14 protein-coding genes are annotated in these 19544 nt (G+C 47.2%); 4 read left to right on the top strand and 10 right to left on the bottom strand.

Going from position 1 to position 19544, the window contains the following annotated elements:
* Positions 1–281: 281 nt before the first annotated feature.
* The 9 genes from ESB13_RS05345 to ESB13_RS05305 form a co-directional block, all read right to left on the bottom strand.
* Positions 282–1337, bottom strand: a complete 1056-nt coding sequence (locus tag ESB13_RS05345) for a hypothetical protein (protein ID WP_129001983.1) — start codon at positions 1335–1337, stop codon at positions 282–284.
* A 63-nt stretch (positions 1338–1400) separates the two neighbouring features.
* A complete protein-coding gene (locus tag ESB13_RS05340) occupies positions 1401–1961 on the bottom strand; it encodes a D-glycero-alpha-D-manno-heptose-1,7-bisphosphate 7-phosphatase (protein ID WP_129001982.1) in 561 nt (186 codons plus the stop codon).
* A gap of 10 nt (positions 1962–1971) precedes the next feature.
* Entirely contained in the window at positions 1972–2676 is a 705-nt protein-coding gene (locus tag ESB13_RS05335) for a nucleotidyltransferase family protein (protein ID WP_129001981.1), read from the bottom strand.
* A 1-nt stretch (position 2677) separates the two neighbouring features.
* Positions 2678–3253, bottom strand: a complete 576-nt coding sequence (gmhA, locus tag ESB13_RS05330; protein WP_129001980.1) for a D-sedoheptulose 7-phosphate isomerase — start codon at positions 3251–3253, stop codon at positions 2678–2680.
* 34 nt (positions 3254–3287) lie between these two features.
* Positions 3288–4316 carry a GHMP family kinase ATP-binding protein gene (locus tag ESB13_RS05325; RefSeq protein WP_129001979.1) on the bottom strand — a complete coding sequence of 343 codons (1029 nt, stop codon included), beginning with the start codon at positions 4314–4316 and terminating at the stop codon, positions 3288–3290.
* Positions 4317–4325: 9 nt separating this feature from the next.
* Entirely contained in the window at positions 4326–5453 is a 1128-nt protein-coding gene (locus ESB13_RS05320) for a glycosyltransferase (protein WP_129001978.1), read from the bottom strand.
* A 2-nt stretch (positions 5454–5455) separates the two neighbouring features.
* A complete protein-coding gene (locus tag ESB13_RS05315; RefSeq protein ID WP_129001977.1) occupies positions 5456–6391 on the bottom strand; it encodes a glycosyltransferase family 2 protein in 936 nt (311 codons plus the stop codon).
* A gap of 22 nt (positions 6392–6413) precedes the next feature.
* A complete protein-coding gene (locus ESB13_RS05310; protein ID WP_129001976.1) occupies positions 6414–6956 on the bottom strand; it encodes a DUF4199 domain-containing protein in 543 nt (180 codons plus the stop codon).
* A 5-nt stretch (positions 6957–6961) separates the two neighbouring features.
* Complete coding sequence (locus ESB13_RS05305) at positions 6962–8230, bottom strand: dihydroorotase (protein WP_129001975.1); 1269 nt, start codon at positions 8228–8230, stop codon at positions 6962–6964.
* A gap of 298 nt (positions 8231–8528) precedes the next feature.
* On the opposite strand from ESB13_RS05305, the gene ESB13_RS05300 reads away from it, so the two are divergent.
* Positions 8529–10133, top strand: a complete 1605-nt coding sequence (locus ESB13_RS05300; RefSeq protein WP_129001974.1) for an ABC-F family ATP-binding cassette domain-containing protein — start codon at positions 8529–8531, stop codon at positions 10131–10133.
* Positions 10134–10249: 116 nt separating this feature from the next.
* On the top strand, positions 10250–12103 hold the full coding sequence (locus ESB13_RS05295) for a DUF4859 domain-containing protein (protein ID WP_129001973.1): 1854 nt from the start codon (positions 10250–10252) through the stop codon (positions 12101–12103).
* A 96-nt stretch (positions 12104–12199) separates the two neighbouring features.
* Here ESB13_RS05295 and ESB13_RS05290 read toward each other — a convergent pair whose 3' ends face one another.
* Positions 12200–13261 carry an alpha/beta hydrolase gene (locus ESB13_RS05290; RefSeq protein ID WP_129001972.1) on the bottom strand — a complete coding sequence of 354 codons (1062 nt, stop codon included), beginning with the start codon at positions 13259–13261 and terminating at the stop codon, positions 12200–12202.
* Between the two features lie 693 nt (positions 13262–13954).
* Between ESB13_RS05290 and ESB13_RS05285 the strand changes: the two genes are divergently transcribed.
* Both ESB13_RS05285 and ESB13_RS05280 read left to right on the top strand, forming a co-directional pair.
* On the top strand, positions 13955–18277 hold the full coding sequence (locus ESB13_RS05285) for a CusA/CzcA family heavy metal efflux RND transporter (RefSeq protein ID WP_129001971.1): 4323 nt from the start codon (positions 13955–13957) through the stop codon (positions 18275–18277).
* Between the two features lie 12 nt (positions 18278–18289).
* A complete protein-coding gene (locus tag ESB13_RS05280; RefSeq protein ID WP_129001970.1) occupies positions 18290–19534 on the top strand; it encodes an efflux RND transporter periplasmic adaptor subunit in 1245 nt (414 codons plus the stop codon).
* Positions 19535–19544 lie beyond the last annotated feature (10 nt).

Raw genomic sequence — 19544 nt, 5'->3', positions numbered from 1 at the left:
TCAAAGCGTCGCAAATCTCTTGTCAAAGCGTCGCAAATCTCTTGTCAAAGCGTCGCAAGTGTCTTGTCAAAGGTCGCCAGTCTCTTGTCGAAGCGCCGCAAATGTCTTGTCAAAGCGTCGCAAGCCTCTTGTCAAAGCGTCGCAAGTGTCTTGTCAAAGCGTCGCAAGTGTCTTGTCAAAGCGTCGCAAGTCTCTTGTCAAAGCGTCGCAAGTGTCTTGTCAAAGCGTCGCAAGTCTCTTGTCGAAGCGCCGCAAAATGTCTTTACGGGCCGGAACGTTGGCTAGTTCGACGGAGCCTCTCTCGGATCTGCACGTTGGTTTTGCTGTAACTTTTTCTTCTGTGACGATGGCTGCTGTTCCTGCGCCTTCGCCTTCTCTTTTTCCATATTCCTTAGCGACTGCTCCCATAACTTCTTCTCATCCGAAGCCCCTCCATCGCCTTTGATAGGAAGAGGTACAGGCGCCTGCCCGTCCTCGAGACTTGAATTAAAGACCTTTACAATATGCTCCCAGCGGCCATTCTGCCACTTGAAACCTTCACTGTCGCCATCGGGAATAAGCGTGTATTTCTTGCTCTGGTTACTGCTTTCGCTTACCAGGTGATCAAACAGGATCATATCCATATCCTGGTCATAGTTCAGCCGCGCACGTGTGTCCTTTTTATATTCCAGGCAAAACCGGAATGCAGGTTGCGCAGGTTTTATACTGTCGTTTTTATAAGCAAAATAGGGACCGCCAAATTGAGGCTGGCCATTGCTGTTGAACGTGAGTACATCAATCCACTTTTTGGTAGTGCTGAACTCGTTATCATCGAGTCCTAACAAGGTGTAATAGGTCTTGTTGTTATAACGCTTCTCTATCAGCTTGTAATAAATAGCGCCTATCCAGTTCAGGTTCGAACGAACAGAATCGGTAGGCGTACTGGTGAACTCGGAAACATCGATAAGGGGAAATAACTTTAGCGAGCCGTCCGCTGTCTTCATCTGTATCGCCCCCCGCTGACGATAAAAGCTTTCTCTTTCAAACTGCCACGTAAAAATTCGGAAACTACTATCTGCCGGGTATAACTTCGATATCATGCTTACAGAATCGAATGGATATTGAAACGACCCCTGTAATTTTAAAGCACGCACCAGCACACGTATGAACAAACTGTCTGCCGCAAATCGTTTGATAGGGCTCTGGTCATAAGCCATTGTCTGGCCAATGACCTTCAGCGAATCCTCCATCATCGATGCCTGGCTGCGTACTATACGGCTGCCTCCTTGTGAATGAACGGTATTGATTCCCAGGGTTGCAAACAAACAAACCCATATCAGGCGGGGTAGATACTTCATATTACTCCGAAATTACAATCTTCAACGATAAGCTGTGGCGAACTGGTATTTGCCCCGGCACTTTTATGCTTTTATTAATGGTGCCAGGTGGTCTGCATAGGCTTTCAGGCTCCCGTATCGTTCATCTACCAGTAGATGCGGATAAGGTGTTTCAGGATTGGTGGTTGCCAGAAATACAGTATGCATCCCGGCATTTCTTCCGAATTGCATGTCCGAAAGCTTGTTGCCTACCATGATACTGCGCGAAAAGTCTATTGTTGGGAAATCAGCCTGCGCCTGGAATGCCATCCCGGGATTGGGTTTCCGGTTAAAACTGCTGGAGTCCAGGTCCGGTGCGTAATAGATCTTATCGATGACGCCGCCGAAACGTGCCATCTCCGCAAGCATATGACTATGAATGCCTTCAAGATCTGCTACTGTCATCAGCCCTTTGCCTATGCCTTTCTGGTTCGTAACCATTACAACCGTTCCAAAAAGCTGGTTGAATACAGGAATGGATGCTAAAACGCCTTCATAAATACGGAACTCGCCAACATTGCGTACATAATCATCCACCTTCTCATGGTTGATAACACCGTCACGGTCCAGGAATAGGGTCCAGCTTTTGTCTATCTGATAATTCATGCGTTGTAGTTCAACTTAATTCTGCCTGCGCGCGCGCATAATCTGCCGGGATACCAATATCGATAAAATAAGCATCCTGTGGTACGCCACACATAATACGGCTGCGGTAAAAGGCCTCCAGGTAGTCTTTCTCAAAAGAAAACTTCTCCGGTAATGCCTCCGATAAAAAACGACGGGTTCGTAGCAGGTACATGCCTGCATTGATCAGCCCCGATTCATAATATTGTTTTTCTTTGAAACTGGTGATCAGCCCGTCTGGCGACAGTTCCACCACCCCATACCGGCTAAACTGTTGCATGGGCTTTAACAACAACGAACAATCCGCTTTCGATTGCTCATGTACGCGCAGCAACGAAGGAATATCGCCTTTGAACAGGGTATCCCCATTGGTGACCAGCACGTTTTCTTCGTTAATCAGGCTGCAGGCCTGTCTTATCGCACCACCCGTGCCTAACGGCGCTTCTTCCATCGATAAGGTGTAATTGCCTTCCGGAAAGGTCCGCTCCAGGTAATCCAGGAAATATTCATGTTTGTAGCCCAGGGCAAAAACAAAATGCACGATACCCTGTGCTTTCAGATGCGCTATAACATAATGCAGAAAAGGCTGCCCATGAATAGGTGCCATACATTTGGGAAGATCGGGAACAACGGAACGTAACCGGGTTCCAAGACCGCCAGCCAGTATAATGGCGGTACTACACATAGAAACGCTCATATCACGAAAACAGTTTTTCTTCCACAAGCTGGCAAATGATATGCCCTATCAGGATATGACTTTCCTGTATACGCGGTGTATCAACGCTGGGAACATTAAACAGGAAATCACTGTAATTCTTCATAATGCCACCGCTTAACCCGGTAAAACCAATCGTGATAAGTTCCTTTTCTTTGGCTGTTTCAAAAGCCCTTACAATATTCGATGAATTGCCCGAAGTGCTCAACCCTATCAAAACATCTCCTTTTACGCCCAGCCCCTCTACCAAACGGGCATAAATAACATCGTAGCTATAATCATTGGCAACAGCTGTCAGGTACGATGTGTTGCAATGAAGCGCCTCTGCCGGAAGTGCCTTCCGGTCCTTATAAAAACGTCCCGAAAACTCCGCTGCCAGGTGCTGGGCATCGGCAGCACTGCCGCCATTGCCGCAAAACAACACTTTACCACCCTGCTGAAAGCAATGGGCAATAGTGGTCACCGCAGATTCCATTGACTGCAGCATCGCCTCGTCTTCCAGTAACTGTTGTTTAACCTGTATAGAGGCTTCTATGATCTGTGAAATATGATTTTTCATCTGTATGCAAAGATAAGGTGCTTTCAAAAATTTACTATAGCGTAGTCCACGTATGCAAACCATGCGTGGTGAATTGATAAGGACGTACCTGGCCGCCAAAGGCCTGCAACGCCCTTATCACAGGATAACGTGTTGTCCCCGGACAATAAAATACCATAAAACCACCGCCACCGGCTCCGCTGATCTTACCGCCTACAGCGCCGGCTTGCTTTGCTGTTTCATAAATGCTTTCAATCAGCGCATTTGAAATATTATTAGCCATAGCGCGCTTCTGCTGAAAACCATAATCCAGTATTTGCCCTATATCATTGAGCTTGCCTTTCAATAAAGCTTCTTTCATCATCTGCGCCTGCTCCTTCAGGTGATGCATGGCCTCTATCGATTTCTCGTTGTTCTGGGTTACGTTCTTTTGTTGCTCCTTGATAATGGCAGCCGATTCGCGGCTCGTTGCCGTGAAATAAAGTACCAGGTTATGTTCCAGCTCGTTCATGTATTCCTGCCTTATACGAAGCGGATTTACGATCACTTTGTCGTCGGCATAGAACTCCATAAAATTAACCCCGCCAAAAGTAGCGGCATATTGGTCTTGCCGCCCCCCGGCCAGTTCAAGGTCTTCACGCTCTATCTGGTACGCATAATGCGCTATATCATAATCTCCCAGGGGTAATTTCAGCATTTCCGTAAATGCGCCAAGTATAGCTACCACAAGGGTAGAAGAAGTGCCCAAACCACTGCCCGCAGGCGCATCTACATAGGTCGATAACTTGAAATGGGCAGGCGCAAAACCATAATCCTGCTGTATACGGTTATATACTCCCTTCAGAATATCAAGCTTGCCATTGATGGGTAAACGGGTATTCCATTCAAAATATGCTTCCTCCTGCCTGTCTAATGCCTGTAAGGTGATGCCGGGAGCACCGTCGGCGATTTCTATACTGGCATGGGCATACAACGAAAGGGTGGCATTGAGTATCGCACCGCCATAAGTATCGCTATAAGGACTAACATCGGTGCCACCACCGGCGAGCCCTACCCTTAAGGGCGCCCTGCTTCTGTAAATCATATGGATCTGTTAATCAAACGCCAGCTGCTTTAAGGCGGCTGTAAGTTTTTGCCAACTATATTTTTGCTTCTCCGTGCGAAGATGAGGCAAAAACCATTCTTCTCCTAATTCATACAAACGAATGATATGTTGAGCAATAGACGCAGGCTCCGGCTCCGCTACCAATCCGGCCTCCCCGTCTGGTACAAGATCAGGTAATCCGCCTACATTGGTAACCAGCATCGGCTTTTCAAAATGATAGGCCAGGGGCGTAACCCCGCTCTGGGTGGCGCTACGGTAAGGTTGTATCACAAAATCCGCAGCGCTGAGATAATAACGTACTTCGCTGTCAGGAATAAAATCGGTTCTCAGTATCAGCTGATCACTTATACCCAGCGTTTCTATTTGTTGCTGATACAATGCAGCATCCGCATAAAACTCTCCCGCAATTAACAACCTGATATTTTCATGTCCCTGCTGCTTTAAAAGCGCCATGGCCTCCAGCAAAAGATCCAGCCCCTTGTACTTACGTATGAAACCAAAGAACAAAATAACAGGTATGTCAGAGGCTATTCCCAGGTGTTTGCGCGCTTCTGTTTTCTCAGCCGGCGCTCCAAAATTATCATACAGGGGATGCACCACCTGCTGCACAGGCTTTGAAGTAAATGAACGCAGATCCTCCCGCACTTTGCTGCTCATGGTAACAAAAGCATCAATAGGCTTTACAAAATACTGCGTGAACGGCTTGTCTCCGGGACGGTGCTCGTGTGGTATTACGTTATCGGCTATACAAACAATCCTCGTAAAACGGTTCTTTTTAACCTGCCGTAATATTGTGCCCAGGCAAGGCCCCATAAACGGAAGCCAGTATCTTACCACGATCAGGTCAGGTCTCAGTTCCCTTAAACGCTTCCCCACCTGTAGCCAGTTAAGCGGGTTCACCGAATTGATGCACACCGCTATTGTAAGATCAGAAGGCGCAGGGTCCGATGAATACTGCGTGGTACCGGGAAACAGAAAACCAGGATATTGAAGAGAAAAGGTATAAATAGAAGTATCGCAGCCCTCACTGCTGAACTGCCTGGCCAGCCGCTCATTGAAAGATGCCAGCCCGCCTCGCAAGGGATACGCAGGACCTATGATCACCACTTTTTGCATAACTACAGTCTTTTTTCTATCAGGTAGGTATTGCGCTCCGCTGAATTACGCCCTATAAGCTCGGCTATAAAACCCGCCAAAAATAACTGCATGCCTATCACCATTGCTATCAAAGCCACATAAAAAGGAGGCCGGTTGGTTAAGGCAAAGTCGGCGATAGTAAGCTTGCCGATGATTAAATATAACGTCATGCAAAAGCCTATCAGGAAACACAAGGTCCCGTATAAGCCAAAGAAATGCATGGGCCGCTTGCTGAACTTACTGATGAAAGTGATCGTGGCCAGGTCAAGAAAACCATTCACAAAGCGTTCCCACCCGAATTTGGTTACTCCATATTTCCGGGCGCGGTGCTCCACTACCTTTTCTCCTATCTTACTGAAGCCCGCCCATTTCGCAAGCACAGGTATATAACGGTGCATTTCCCCATATACCTCGATACTTTTTATCACGCGCTTGCGGTAAGCCTTTAAGCCACAGTTGAAATCATGCAGCTTAATGCCGGAACTCCGCCGGGCAGCTGCATTGAATATTTTGGAGGGAAGATTCTTGGTAAGGGTATTGTCGTATCGTTTCTTTTTCCAGCCGCTCACAAGGTCAAAACCGTCTTCTTTGATCAAACGGCGTAATTCCGGTATCTCATCAGGCGAGTCCTGCATATCCGCATCCATGGTTATCACAACCTCCCCCTGAGCCGCTTTGAAACCTTCATTCAGCGCTGCCGATTTTCCGTAATTACGCTGAAAACGGATCCCCCTGAAATGATTGTTCGCCGCCGCCATTTCCTCTATCACCTCCCAGCTGCGATCCGAACTGCCGTCATCAACCCAAATAACTTCATACGTTAGCTGGTGTTCGGTTGCAACGCGTACTATCCACTGGCCAAGCTCCTGGATAGACTCATCTTCGTTATATAACGGAACAATAATGGAAACGTCCATGTTCAATATATTCTGATATGAATTACAGCTCGAAAGATACCGGTTTCTCTTTTCTTATGAATAAAGTTACAATTAACGATTTCACAAAACAGACGATTAGCTCTAAACCAAGACCAAGGAATATCGTTTTTACAGAGGTCTCCGATTGCTTCTTTTGTGCATCAGCCAGCGTTTTCTCTATAACCTCCTCCGACGCATGCATCTTCTCAAGCATCTTCTGCGACTGCTCCAGGCCTATTTCAAACGACTTTTGCGTAAGCGCCGGGTCTATCAGGTTGTAAAGAATATAAGTTGCTATAGCAATCATCACCGCACTGATAACATACGATAAGAAGGAAAAACGCAAACCCTCTTTGAAGCTCAGGTAACCCCCGTTGGCCTTGCGTAACTGAAAACCGCCGATGATCAGTAAAATGATCATATACGGGATCACAGTACCATAAAGCTGGGCCCAGAAAAAAGGCTTCATCCCGGCAGCCCAGGTGCCATACAGCACCAGAATGCCTATCAAACCATTGATGATGCCATACTTGTATGCCTCTTTATTGATAAGAGCGGTATTCATAAGCTTTAGTTTAAAAAGAGTTGACCGTTATTTACAATGCCAACGACATTTCCCTTTAAAGTTTTGTCAAGGAAAGCCGAATTGGCCGATTTGCTCCTGTTGTTTTGTTTGGTAAAGGTGCTGTCCGCTGCAGGTTGAAATAAGGTTAAAACAGCCGCAGAACCCTCCGCTACGCCGGAATGTGTTAGCCCGAATATTTCTGCCGGGCGCACAGCCAGTAATTGCACTATGGCTTCCGGTGTAAGTGCCGGAAGCGCAGTTTGCACCGCACTGTAAACTGTTTGCAGCGAAAGCATGCCATTCTTCGCGTACTCGAACTCACAGGTCTTGTGATCCCAGTCCTGCGGAATATGATGCGAAGCAATACAATCCACCACACCTTCAGTCACTGCCGCACGTAACGCCAGCATATCACTGTGCAAACGCAGGGGAGGGGTCAGCTTCAGGTTGGTATCATAATCGCGTAAGTCTTCATCACAGAAATTAAGATGATGAGGCGTAACACTGCAGGTTACTTGTAACCCTTCAGCCTTGGCTTTCCTGATAAGCGCAATGCCCTTGGCGGTCGACACCCCCGTAATATGCAAACGGCTCTCAGTATACCTTACCAGCTCAATGTCACGTTGTATCATCAGCTCCTCGCCAATAGCAGGAATACCCGGTAAGCCCATTTGGGTCGATACCACCCCTTCATGCATCAGCCCGTATTTACCAATACTGTCATCAACAGGTAGTTGTATCAGTACGCCGTCAAATGCCTTTACATACTGCAATGCCTTCAGGAATAACCCTGGCGACTGAACAGGATAAATACCGTCACTGAACGCTACAGCCCCTGCATTGTACATATCATACATCTCCGCCAGGTCTTTTCCCTCCAGGTTCCTCGTAACAGAACCTAAAGGACGTATTTGTACCGGCAACGAAGCAGAACGCTGAACGATATACTGCACCTGGGTTTTATTGCTGACAACCGGCTGCGTATTGGGAAGGGTAAATACCTGCGTATAACCGCCGGCAGCAGCTGCTGCCGCTCCCGACTCCAGCGTTTCCCGGAATTCCAGCCCCGGATCACAGAAATGAGAGAACACATCTATCCAGCCCGGCGACACAACCAGCCCTTCTGCCTCAACTACTTTTATATCATCGCCACCAGCCGCCAGGTTGGCGCCAATAGAAACAATTACACCATTATCTATGAAAATATCCTGGGTCGAGCCGTTAAAAGAAGATCCCGGGTCCGAAATAAGCGCCTGCCTGATTAAAATCTTCATGAGAAAGATTGAAAATTTTTCGCAATATAGGCCGAATTTCCCAAACAGGGCCGCCCGCCCGGCCACAGGCAACTCCCCGCCATCACCGGGTCGCCCTGTACGTAATACCTTACCGCACAGAGGCTGATCTTTTTTGCTTGAATTATTCCTATCTTTGCCCCGTCTTTAAGACTTACTCCAATGAAGTTTACTAAGTAATAATAGCGCTCGCAATACAACGCCTCTCTCATGGCGTCCCCGCTGCTTTTGGCCGGGGCACTTGGTAACCAGTTTTTAGCATTCTTAATTTTCTTGTTCTATGAGTATCATTCTTGATGATATCATGTATTGTCACGACGACCGTACTTTGCTTTTCCGCCATTTAAGCTGCTCCATCACCGCCGGCCGGCACGTAAACCTTATCGGCAACAACGGCGCAGGCAAATCTGTATTGATGCAAATAATTACCGGCCGCCTGCAACCGGCAGCAGGAACAGTCTTGGTCAGCGACAAACCCTATTACCTGCCACAACAGCACCAGGGCCATTCCCGCGAAACTGTAGCGGAAGCATTGAACGTCCACAACGTGTTGAATGCCCTTAAAGCTATATTGGAAGGAACGGAAGACCAGTCCTGCTACGATATCCTCGCCGATCAGTGGGACATAGAAGAGCGCGTCAGCCAACAGTTGCTGAACTGGCAGTTGCCACAGGTTGGCCCGCATACGCCAATGCAGCAATTAAGCGGCGGCGAACAAACAAGAGTATTGCTGGCCGGTATTGCTTTGCATCAGCCGTCAATAGTATTGTTGGACGAACCCACCAACCATCTCGATAAACAGGGAAGGGAATTGCTGTACCGCTTCATGCAGGCTTATAAAGGCACGCTGCTGGTAATAAGCCACGACAGGCAACTGCTCCAGTTGAACGATAGTACGCTGGCATTGGAGAATGGCAAACTGGAATGGTATGGTGGCAACTATACCTTTTACAAAGAACAACGCGAAGCGCAGTTGAATGCCCTGGAACACGATATCCAGCACCAGGAAAAAGAACTGAAAGCTGCCAGGAAACAGGCTCAGCTGGCCTACGAACGAAGAGAAAGACAGGCCGGACGTGATAAAGATAAAACTGGGCTGCCTAAAATTGTAGCTAATTCATTGCGAAATGCTGCAGAAGGCAGTACCGCAAAACTGCAGTTGGTGCATACAGCCAAAATGGATGGCATCAATGAAAAGCTGCAACAACAACGCACTTTATTATACCGGCAACAGTTATTGCAACTCCGTTTTCCCGGAACGCATTTGCATAAGGGGAAAATTCTCGTGAAAGCCAGCGAATTGAATTATAGCTACGCTAATGGGACCCCGCTCTGGCAACAACCGTTGAATTTCCAGATCGATAGTGGCGATCGTTTTGTGATAGAGGGTAGTAACGGTAGTGGAAAAACCACATTGTTGCAGTTGATGATGGGCAAACTACAACCGGCTTCCGGCGAACTGTTTAATGCAGCGGCAGAAATTATTTATCTCGATCAGCACTATAGTTTCCTGGATGAAAATGCAACAGTGTTCAATCAACTGCAGCAGTTTAACAGTCAGTTGATGCCGGAACATGAGTTGAAAAGTCTCTTACACAAATGCCAGTTGGGGAAAGATACCTGGGATAAGAAATGCGGACAACTAAGTGGCGGCGGAAAAATGAAAGTCTCACTTTGCTGTCTGTTGGCTTCCAATAAAAGCCCTGATATGATTATACTCGATGAACCTGCCAATAATCTGGATATTGCCAGTATGGAGGTGCTTACCGCAGCGCTTAAAACTTATGAAGGAACTATTATATTGGTGTCTCACGATGCAACGCTGGTAGAGGAAATGAATGCGCATCATACGCTAATGTTACATGCAGCCTCTCATCATGAATAATAGAAGGAAACGATTGTTAAAATTCGTGCACTTTCCGTCAATAATTGAAAATAATTAAAGGATCTTTCGGTTTAAGTTTGACAAACCCAAACGGGTATCATTTAATACCACTTACTATGCAAACTGCTTATCGTCTTCGGCTGAGCGCACTATACGCTGCAGCCCTTTTGCTTATTGTCCTTACGGGTTACACAAGCTGCAAAAAAAACGGCGCAACGGAGACGGCCGCGATCGTGGATACTGTTAAATCTTTAAAGATTTATAAACCTAAAGATATGGCGGCTATGAACTGGAATGTCGATACAAGCCAGTTTAGTTTCAAACGTTCAAAACAATCCGATCATTTTATCCTTTTCTGGTCTAAAGAATATGGTGCAATGCTACCTTCCGATCCTGGCGTGCCCGACAAATACAAAGTCGATATTGAAGAGCTGCTTGCAAAGGCCGAATCGTTTTACACCATGAATGTCAACAAGCTGAAATTTGTTGAAACAGGCCGCCAGTTGTCTAATCTTGACACCTATAAAATGATGATCTTTCTTTATTATGAAGATGGCTGGCGGGCTACCGGATCAGGATATGATAATATGATAGGAGCGTTATGGATAAGCCCGGCAACCTGCCATCCGGTAGGAGCTACCATCGCACACGAAGTAGGGCACTGCTTCCAGTATCAGGTGAGTTGCGACCTCGGACTTACACACGGTTTCCGTTATGGATATGGAGGAAAAGGTGGAAATACCTTTTGGGAACAATGTGCCCAATGGCAAGCCTTTCAGTCGTATCCGGAAGTTGCTTTTACAGGACACGACTTTAGTGTTTATACCCAGAATTACAATAAACATCTCTTGCATGAAGATTACCGGTACAGCAGCTATTTTATCCATTATTATTGGACAAAAAAACACGGAATTGACTTTATCGGGAAACTATGGCGACAGTCTTCGCAGCCTGAAGATGCTATTCAGGCTTATCAGCGGCTTACCAATATTACCAATGAGCAGTTCAATGATGAGATCTACGACGCATCTTCAAAAATGGTTACATGGGACCTCGATTCTATTCGAAAGAATGGAAAAGCGTTTATCGGAACACATACTTATAAAATGACAAGGCTTTCCGATGGCTCTTTTCAGCCAGATGCAACTTTCTGCCCGCAGGCAACAGGTTATAATGTTATCCCTTTGAATGTACCGGCATCTGGCACAACAGTGAACGCAACTTTTAAAGGTATCGTAAATGCATCGGGATATAACCAGGTAAAAGACCCTGCTGTTGCTGGCTGGCGCTACGGATACGTTGCGCTGCTGAAAGATGGATCAACGGCTTACAGCGCCATGTATAAAAACGCATCCGGTGACGCTGCTTATACCGTCCCTGCTAATTGCGACCGCCTCTGGTTCGTGGTAACAGGGGCCCCGAAAACTTATAGCCAGCATGCCTGGGATGACGACAATTCCAATGACGACCAATGGCCTTATAATGTAAAATTCCAGAATACCAACGTGCTTGGCTACCTCGATAATGGCGGCAGCACAGAACCTTCAGATATCGCATTCGAGTACCAGGCTTCTATAACGCATGACAATGTAAACTATGCCAACACCACTGTTCAGGTAGATATTTCCAAACTTACCAAAGCCTTTCAGTTGCAACCCGACGATCTTATTGCCAAAATAGGAACTGATATTAAATTTTATGCAGTGGAAAGCAACGGCAACCTTAATCCTGCAACAACTGCTAACGGTTACGGGCATTGGTTTAGCGCCAAAGGAGATGTCGTTAACTGGGGCAGTTCGGCCGTTGTATATAGCGAATATGATCAGAAGAAAATGATATTCACGATAGGCCAATATCCCGGACATGTAAAAGCAGGAGATAACTATCAGGTTAAACAGGCATTGGTCTATACATTGTCTAATGGTAAGAAAGTACAGGCAACCTTTACGTTTAAAGTGTCTATATTATAATACCACAATTGTTTATTACCCGGTATCCCTATGCAGCCAGTTAACGAGCAGCCGCATAGGGATACCAGGTATAATCCTGAACTTCATTTTCCGCAGTTATTCGCAATAATTGCTGCGTGGATTAGTGGAATTGCCGCACGAAAACAGGTATCGGCTTTGCGGGTACCGGGCAATAGGGGCGTCCGTAACTTCCAGCGGTGCCATCGCTTGTCCTTTATAAACGGGCATTGTTACCTGTGCCGCAGAACCGTTCCCCAATGCCACATCTTTACCGGCGGCACTTCCATTAAAACAATAGTCCATCATAGCGTCTAGCAGGCGGTAAACACCATAGTAATCTAACGCATCATAGGCTTTTCGGGAACTCGGCATTACGTGGTCGGTGACATACTGATAGCCGTCGATCGTGGAAGATCTGAAGTAAATGAAATCCTTTTCACTGTTTGATATGTTGATATTCTTGAAAATATCTATCGCAAGGCGGTGATCATTTGTAACATCGTCATCATATACCTCGGTTATCATTTTCGTATTTGCGGGAAACCGTTCTAATTGCTGTTGCGTAGTAAGCGTACTGCCCCAGTTGAAACTATACCAGGGAGCCATTGTAAAAAGAAATCGTCCGTTTTCTCCCCATCCCTTTTCTGTGAAAGCTTTGTAGGCCAGGTCTATACTCGCACCACCCCCAAAGGAATGTCCCATAAATCCTACTTTTCTGGTGTCTATAATATTCGGATTGTCCGAAGCTGCTTTAACAAAGCCTTCCCACAGGGTCTGGTAACGGTGATCTACACTAATATCTATCGTCCGGTAAGGTACAAAAACAACTGCATATCCCTTCCTTGCTATGAAGTTGAAAAGTCCCATATTATAAGCCTTGTCTTCCCCGCCATAAGGATGTGAAAAGAAAATGGTAGGAAGGGGTGAACTCGTACCCTGCGGATAAAATATCGAAACTTGTGTCTCGGTATACTGCGGATTGGTAAAATTGATCTCTGCTACTTTAAAAGAACCGTCAGCTCCATAGCCCGATACAGGCTTCTGTATGGGCCCCTGTATGGTGTCGGCGGAAGAGGAATGATCCGGGCCGCTGCTGTTACTTTGCTTTGAACATGAAGTAAGTAACTGCAAAAATACTATCATTGGAAATAATCTCATAGCTGCTATTATTTGTTGACTGTCTTGATTGATACAATAAAGCTACTGGGATCGGCGATAACAGGCTTCAGGCTTTTGGACGAAACTGCAATATCGGCTGGTTAATCGTCTTGGTTAACAGGTGAATTAATAAGCCCCATGCAACCGGGTTGTAATAATTCAAATGGCTTCTTTTTATGTTTTAAGCTACATTTGAAAAGTGAAACGGTTACTGGCACTTATATTATCATTGATTGTTCTTGCAGAAACAATCACTCCCTGTTGCTTATGGGATGATTGTGAACAGGAGCAGCCCGGCTCGTTTCATAGCGATAGCAAAATGAAAGATGGCTGTTGCTCTCCCTTTGCTCCGGCTTGCGCTACCTGCGTTCCGGGCGTCGATCTGCCTCAGTCCCCAATTGTAGAGTTGCTATCTCCTCAGTCTGCATTAACACATATCGCGGCTGGTTTGCATTTCCATTTATCTTCCTTTTGTGAGCCGCTTTACCAGCCGCCACGGCCAACCTCCGCCGCCCCCATTTCTTAAAACAGTGTATCCGTTTGTCCGGCAGCACAAAAACGAATGCCGTAAACAGGCCACTGTGTTTTCCCTATCGCAATGAATACTTATGTCATGGTACATCGGTTAGCTACCGCTATTGGCCCCGGTGAATAGCATACATCTGGTTATTCAGCTGCTAATTCATTACAGATATGTTAAACAGGATCATTAAGTTTAGTATTCAGAATAAACTGGTAATTATTTTCTTTACCATACTGCTTATTGTCTGGGGCGTATGGAGCGCCTTGCGGTTACCCATAGATGCCGTTCCCGATATCACCAACAACCAGGTGCAGATCATCACTCAGGCTCCCGCCCTGGCTACCCAGGAAGTAGAACAATTTGTCTCTTATCCCGTAGAACAAAGTATCGCCAACCTGCCCGATCTCGAAGAGATCCGCTCCATCTCCCGTTTTGGGCTATCGGTAGTAACAGCCGTATTCGATGATAAGGTAGATATCTATTTTGCACGCCAGCTTATTAATGAACGGCTGCAGAACGTGAGGGCAAATATTCCCGAAGGAGTAAGTATGCCCGAACTGGCACCCGTAAGTACCGGCCTGGGCCAGATCTATGAGTACGTCCTGCACCCCGCAAAAGGCAGCGAAAACAAATACAGCGCAGCCGATCTCCGCACCATGCAGGATTGGATCATCGCCCGCCAGTTATATGGTACACCCGGCGTGGCGGAAGTAAACAGCTTCGGTGGCTTATTGAAACAATACGAAGTGGCAGTAAAGCCCGATCGGCTGAAAGCAATGAACGTAAGCATTGCAGAACTGTTCAATGCACTAAAGAACAACAACCAGAATACAGGAGGCGCCTATATCGATAAAAAACCGAACGCCTATTTTATCAGGGGCATCGGGTTGGTAAACTCATTGGAAGATATTGGTAGAATCGTTATTAAAAACCCGGCAGGTATCCCCGTCTATGTCAGCGATGTCGCAGAAGTGCGCTTCGGCAGCGCCGTCCGCTACGGTGCCATGACACGCAACGGCGAAGGCGAGGTCGTGGGAGGTATTATCATGATGCTCAAAGGGGCCAATAGCGCCGACGTGGTAAAAAGGGTGAAGGAACGCCTGGAACTTATCAAACGGTCCCTGCCGGAGGATGTCACCATCGAACCTTACCTCGACCGTACCAGCCTTGTAAATCGTGCTATAAGTACAGTAGAACGAAACCTCCTCGAAGGCGCCCTTATCGTCATCTTCGTACTCGTAATGTTCCTTGGGAACATTAGGGCAGGCATCATAGTAGCCTCTGCAATACCCTTATCTATGCTTTTTGCCCTGGGCCTGATGCATGTCTTCGGCGTATCTGCAAACCTCCTGAGCCTCGGTGCCATAGACTTTGGCCTGATCGTAGATGGCTCGGTAATTATAGTGGAAGCCACCCTTCATCATCTGTCGTCACGAAAAGGGACCGCCCGCCTGACGCAGCAGGAAATGGACCAGGAAGTCTTCATCTCTGCTTCACGTATCCGCAACAGCGCAGCTTTTGGTGAAATCATTATCCTGGTGGTATATATCCCCGTGCTTACATTGGTGGGCATAGAAGGTAAAATGTTCCGCCCTATGGCGCAAACGGTAAGCTTTGCTATCCTGGGCGCCTTGATCCTTTCGCTTACCTATATCCCAATGATATCGGCATTACTGCTGCCTAAAACGATAACGGATAAAGAAAGTTTCGCCGACAAAATGATGCGTTTCTTTCAACGTCTCTATCGCCCGGCACTCGAACTCGCAATACGTTTTAAATACGCAGTGATGACGGCGGCTGTAGCCTTAACCGCAATGGCGGCATTTATCTTCAGCCGGATGGGAGGGGAGTTCATCCCGCAACTGCAGGAAGGCGACTTTGCATTCCACTGCATTTTACCCGCAGGCGCTTCGTTGAGCCAAAGCATAGAAACATCTATGCAGGCTTCCCGTATCATCCGCTCTTTCCCCGAAGTGAAGGAAGTGATAGGGAAAACCGGCAGCGCCGAAGTGCCTACCGATCCTATGCCGCCTGAAGCCTCGGATCTTATCATAACATTGAAGGATAAATCTGAATGGACTACCACGAAAGATTATAATGATCTCGCACGGAGAATAGAGGAAAGGCTCGAAGTCATCCCCGGTGTCTTCTTCGAAGCAAACCAGCCAATTCAAATGCGGTTCAACGAACTGATGACAGGCATACGGCAGGACGTAGCAGTAAAGATCTTCGGCGAAAATGTAGATACACTGGCCGCATTGGCGCCTAAAATTGCGGCCATAATTAAATCGGTGAAAGGATCTTCGTCGCCCCAGGTAGAACAAACCACCGGCCTTCCCCAGATCACCATCCAATATCACAGAAGTCGTATCGCCAACTATGGGCTCAACATAGCTGAGGTGAACAGGGTTGTCAGTACCGCTTTTGCAGGCGAAGTAGCGGGAACGGTTTTCGAAAATGAAAGACGCTTCGATCTGGTAGTGCGCCTCGATTCCGCCAGCAGAACTTCTATCGACGACGTAGCCAACCTGTTTATTCCATTGCCCAATGGCAGCCAGATCCTGTTAAGCCAGGTGGCAGATGTAACTTTTAAAGAAGGACCGGCCCAGATCAGCCGGGAAGATGCCAAACGCAGGCTGGTAATAGGTTTCAATGTTGATGGCCGCGACGTGCAGTCTGTTGTGAAAGACATTCACGCCCAACTCGATAAATTTAAATTGCCTACAGGGTACTACTTCACCTATGGTGGCACATTCGAGAACCTTCAGAAAGCCGCTGCCAGGTTAAGTATTGCAGTGCCTGCCGCACTATTACTCATTTTTATGTTGTTATACTTTACATTTAATTCTTTTAAACAGGCCACCCTCATCTTTACTGCCATACCCATGGCCGCAATAGGCGGTGTTCTGGCGCTCTTGTTACGAGGTATGCCCTTTTCCATCTCAGCAGGCGTGGGTTTCATAGCCTTGTTTGGTGTTGCCGTATTGAACGGCATCGTGCTCATCAGTACCTTTAACCAGTTGGAGAAAGAAGGCGTGACCAATGTTATGGAAAGAATACGGAGAGGTACGCTGGAACGGCTGCGCCCGGTTTTAATGACCGCTATTGTAGCCTCACTTGGCTTCCTGCCAATGGCCATTTCAACAGGTGCAGGCGCCGAAGTACAGAAGCCTTTGGCTACTGTTGTGATAGGCGGCCTTATCTCGGCAACCGCACTGACACTAATCGTACTTCCCCTGTTATATATGTTCTTTACCAAACCTGCTGTGCAACTGCCTGCCAATACCGGCAAATTGTTGCTGCTGCCCTTATTGCTTTTGGCAGCTCCGGCATTGTTCGCACAGGCTGGCCCTTCTGCTGCACGCATTTCGTTCGATACCGCTTATGACATGGCCATGCGCCAGAGCTTGCAGATAAGAGCCGTTGATGTCGAAGTGCAGCGCGCACTGGCGTTAAGTAAAACAGGATACAATATTCCCAATACCGGCGTATTTGCAGAAAACGAAGACCTGCGCCCCGATGATAGCAGGGGAATCTTGAAAATAGGTGTGTCCCAGAGCATAGATTGGCCCGGCCTTTATAAAGCCCGCAGGCGGTTGGTCAGTGAGCAGGCAAGAGTAGCAACACTGAATAAATCACTGAAAATACTGGAGCTGAAAAAGGAATTGCAAAGCACCTATTACGCATTATGGTATGCACAAAGCAGGCAGCAGCTCTGGAAAAAGCTCGATAGCATCTATGCATCACTGTCAGCCGCGGCAGTACTGCGCGTACGCACCGGCGAAACTGCCGGCCTGGATAGCATCGCAGCAATCGCCAAAGCCCGCGAAACAACAGTTCAGCTGAAGCTGATAGCACGCGATATGCAATCGTATCAGGAGATCCTGAAAAAGCTGATGAATACAGATAGCCTTTTCCTGCCTGTTGATGCCCCCTTGGCAAAGATCCCGCTGGAACAAACACCTGGCAGCAGCCCTCATCCGATGTTGAATATCCAGGAACAGAATATCACCATCGCGAACAGGGAGATCGATGTCGCTAAAATGTCCCGTATGCCCGATTTTCAGGGACGTTTCTTCTCCCAGCGGTTATACGGTTTAAGTAATCCCTTCACTGGTTTTTCATTCACCGTAGGCATACCGCTGTTGGGTAGAAATACTTACAAACATGCTATCCGGGCGGCTCAACTCGAAAGGGAATACCAGCAATATCTATTGGATTATCAGAAACGCACGCTTAATACCGAATACCAGCAGGCAATGCAGCAGGTGAATAAAAACAAAGACCTCCTGGAATATTATGAATCAACCGGCTTGAAACAGGCCGAAGCCATCATGAAAGCAGCGGACCTGAGCTATAGGGCAGGAGAGATCAGCTTCGCAGAGCTTTCCCAGTTCCTCACACAGGCGATAGATCTGCAGCGTAACTATCTCGATGTGCTCAACCAGTACAATCAGTCCGTAGTACAATCGAATTATTATATAAACAGGTAAAAGATTTGACAAATGAAACAATTCATAATAGCATTGCTGGCCTTTGCACTATTAACCTCCTGTGGTGGTAATGAAAAAGCGTCGGAAGAAAAAGAACACGCGCACGAACATGCAGGTGACGAAGAAACTACTGTTGCTGAAATTACGCAGGAGCAGGTCAATGCCGTAGGCATTACCTGGGATACCATCCAATATAGGGATCTTATTACCTCTATCAGGGCCAATGGTCTCCTTTCCGTTCCCAATCAAAACAAAGCCATTGTAACCGCTGCAACCGATGGCTTCGTTAAAACACTGCTGGTATTGCCCGGCGATCACGTACGCAAAGGACAAGTGATAGCCACCCTGGTGAATCCCGGTATAGCCCGCACACAACAGGAACTGCAGTCTGTTCTGGCGCAGATAAAGCTTACAGAACTGGAACTGCAACGACAGCGCGAATTGGTGGAGGGAAATGCGGCGCCGCTCAAAAACTTACAACGGGTTCAAACAGAGCTTGCTTCCCTGGTTGCCTCCCGCAATGGATTGCAGCAGCAGCTTTCCGCAATAGGCGTTTCAACAGCAGCAGTTGCTTCCGGCAAAATCAATACTACCATTGCCATACTGGCCCCTATCAGCGGCGCCGTAAGCGCTGTTTCAGCAGAAATAGGCGCGCAGATCAACGCAGCAATGCCTATTGCACGGATTGTCAATAACTCAGACCTGCACCTCGACTTGTTTGTTTATGAAAAAGACCTGCCGCGCCTGAAAAAGGACCAGTCTATTAGTTTTACCCTTACCAATAACCCCGGCGAAAACCACGAAGCCCGCATTTTCTCTATCGGCACCGCCTTCGAAAACGATACGAAAACGATTCCCGTTCATGCTGTGGTGAAAGGTGATAAAACAGGCCTCATAGAAGGTATGAACGTAACGGCCGTTATCAATACCGGCACCGGCTTGCTGCCAGCTGTTCCTTCCGAAGCTATTGTTGCCAACGGGGGACAGGACTATGTATTCGTATTGATGAACCATGGCGGTGCTGCTGAGGCAGACCACCACGGACACGACCACGCGAAAAGCAACTCCCCCGTAAAAGCTGAAACCGGAGCTAAAAAATATACTTTCGAAAAATGGCCCGTGGCAAAAGGCGTTACCGATATGGGATATACAGCCATCATCCCGGTGAAGCCTCTTCCCGCCAACGCAGGAATTGTAACCAAAGGAGCGTTTTTTGTAATGGCCAAATTGGTGAACAAAGGCGAACATGAACACTAGAAATAAATAA

The sequence above is a fragment of the Filimonas effusa genome, from assembly GCF_004118675.1.
GTDB classification, from domain to species: domain Bacteria; phylum Bacteroidota; class Bacteroidia; order Chitinophagales; family Chitinophagaceae; genus Filimonas; species Filimonas effusa.
Note: the sequence above shows the minus strand (reverse complement) of the source record. Positions and strands in the feature narration are given on the sequence as shown.

Bases quoted from the DNA above. Each gene is read 5' to 3' on its own strand.
- ESB13_RS05345 (WP_129001983.1), bottom strand. From the start codon at position 1,337: ATGAAGTATCTACCCCGCCTGATATGGGTTTGTTTGTTTGCAACCCTG.
- ESB13_RS05340 (WP_129001982.1), bottom strand. From the start codon at position 1,961: ATGAATTATCAGATAGACAAAAGCTGGACCCTATTCCTGGACCGTGAC.
- ESB13_RS05335 (WP_129001981.1), bottom strand. From the start codon at position 2,676: ATGAGCGTTTCTATGTGTAGTACCGCCATTATACTGGCTGGCGGTCTT.
- gmhA (WP_129001980.1), bottom strand. From the start codon at position 3,253: ATGAAAAATCATATTTCACAGATCATAGAAGCCTCTATACAGGTTAAA.
- ESB13_RS05325 (WP_129001979.1), bottom strand. From the start codon at position 4,316: ATGATTTACAGAAGCAGGGCGCCCTTAAGGGTAGGGCTCGCCGGTGGT.
- ESB13_RS05320 (WP_129001978.1), bottom strand. From the start codon at position 5,453: ATGCAAAAAGTGGTGATCATAGGTCCTGCGTATCCCTTGCGAGGCGGG.
- ESB13_RS05315 (WP_129001977.1), bottom strand. From the start codon at position 6,391: ATGGACGTTTCCATTATTGTTCCGTTATATAACGAAGATGAGTCTATC.
- ESB13_RS05310 (WP_129001976.1), bottom strand. From the start codon at position 6,956: ATGAATACCGCTCTTATCAATAAAGAGGCATACAAGTATGGCATCATC.
- ESB13_RS05305 (WP_129001975.1), bottom strand. From the start codon at position 8,230: ATGAAGATTTTAATCAGGCAGGCGCTTATTTCGGACCCGGGATCTTCT.
- ESB13_RS05300 (WP_129001974.1), top strand. From the start codon at position 8,529: ATGAGTATCATTCTTGATGATATCATGTATTGTCACGACGACCGTACT.
- ESB13_RS05295 (WP_129001973.1), top strand. From the start codon at position 10,250: ATGCAAACTGCTTATCGTCTTCGGCTGAGCGCACTATACGCTGCAGCC.
- ESB13_RS05290 (WP_129001972.1), bottom strand. From the start codon at position 13,261: ATGAGATTATTTCCAATGATAGTATTTTTGCAGTTACTTACTTCATGT.
- ESB13_RS05285 (WP_129001971.1), top strand. From the start codon at position 13,955: ATGTTAAACAGGATCATTAAGTTTAGTATTCAGAATAAACTGGTAATT.
- ESB13_RS05280 (WP_129001970.1), top strand. From the start codon at position 18,290: ATGAAACAATTCATAATAGCATTGCTGGCCTTTGCACTATTAACCTCC.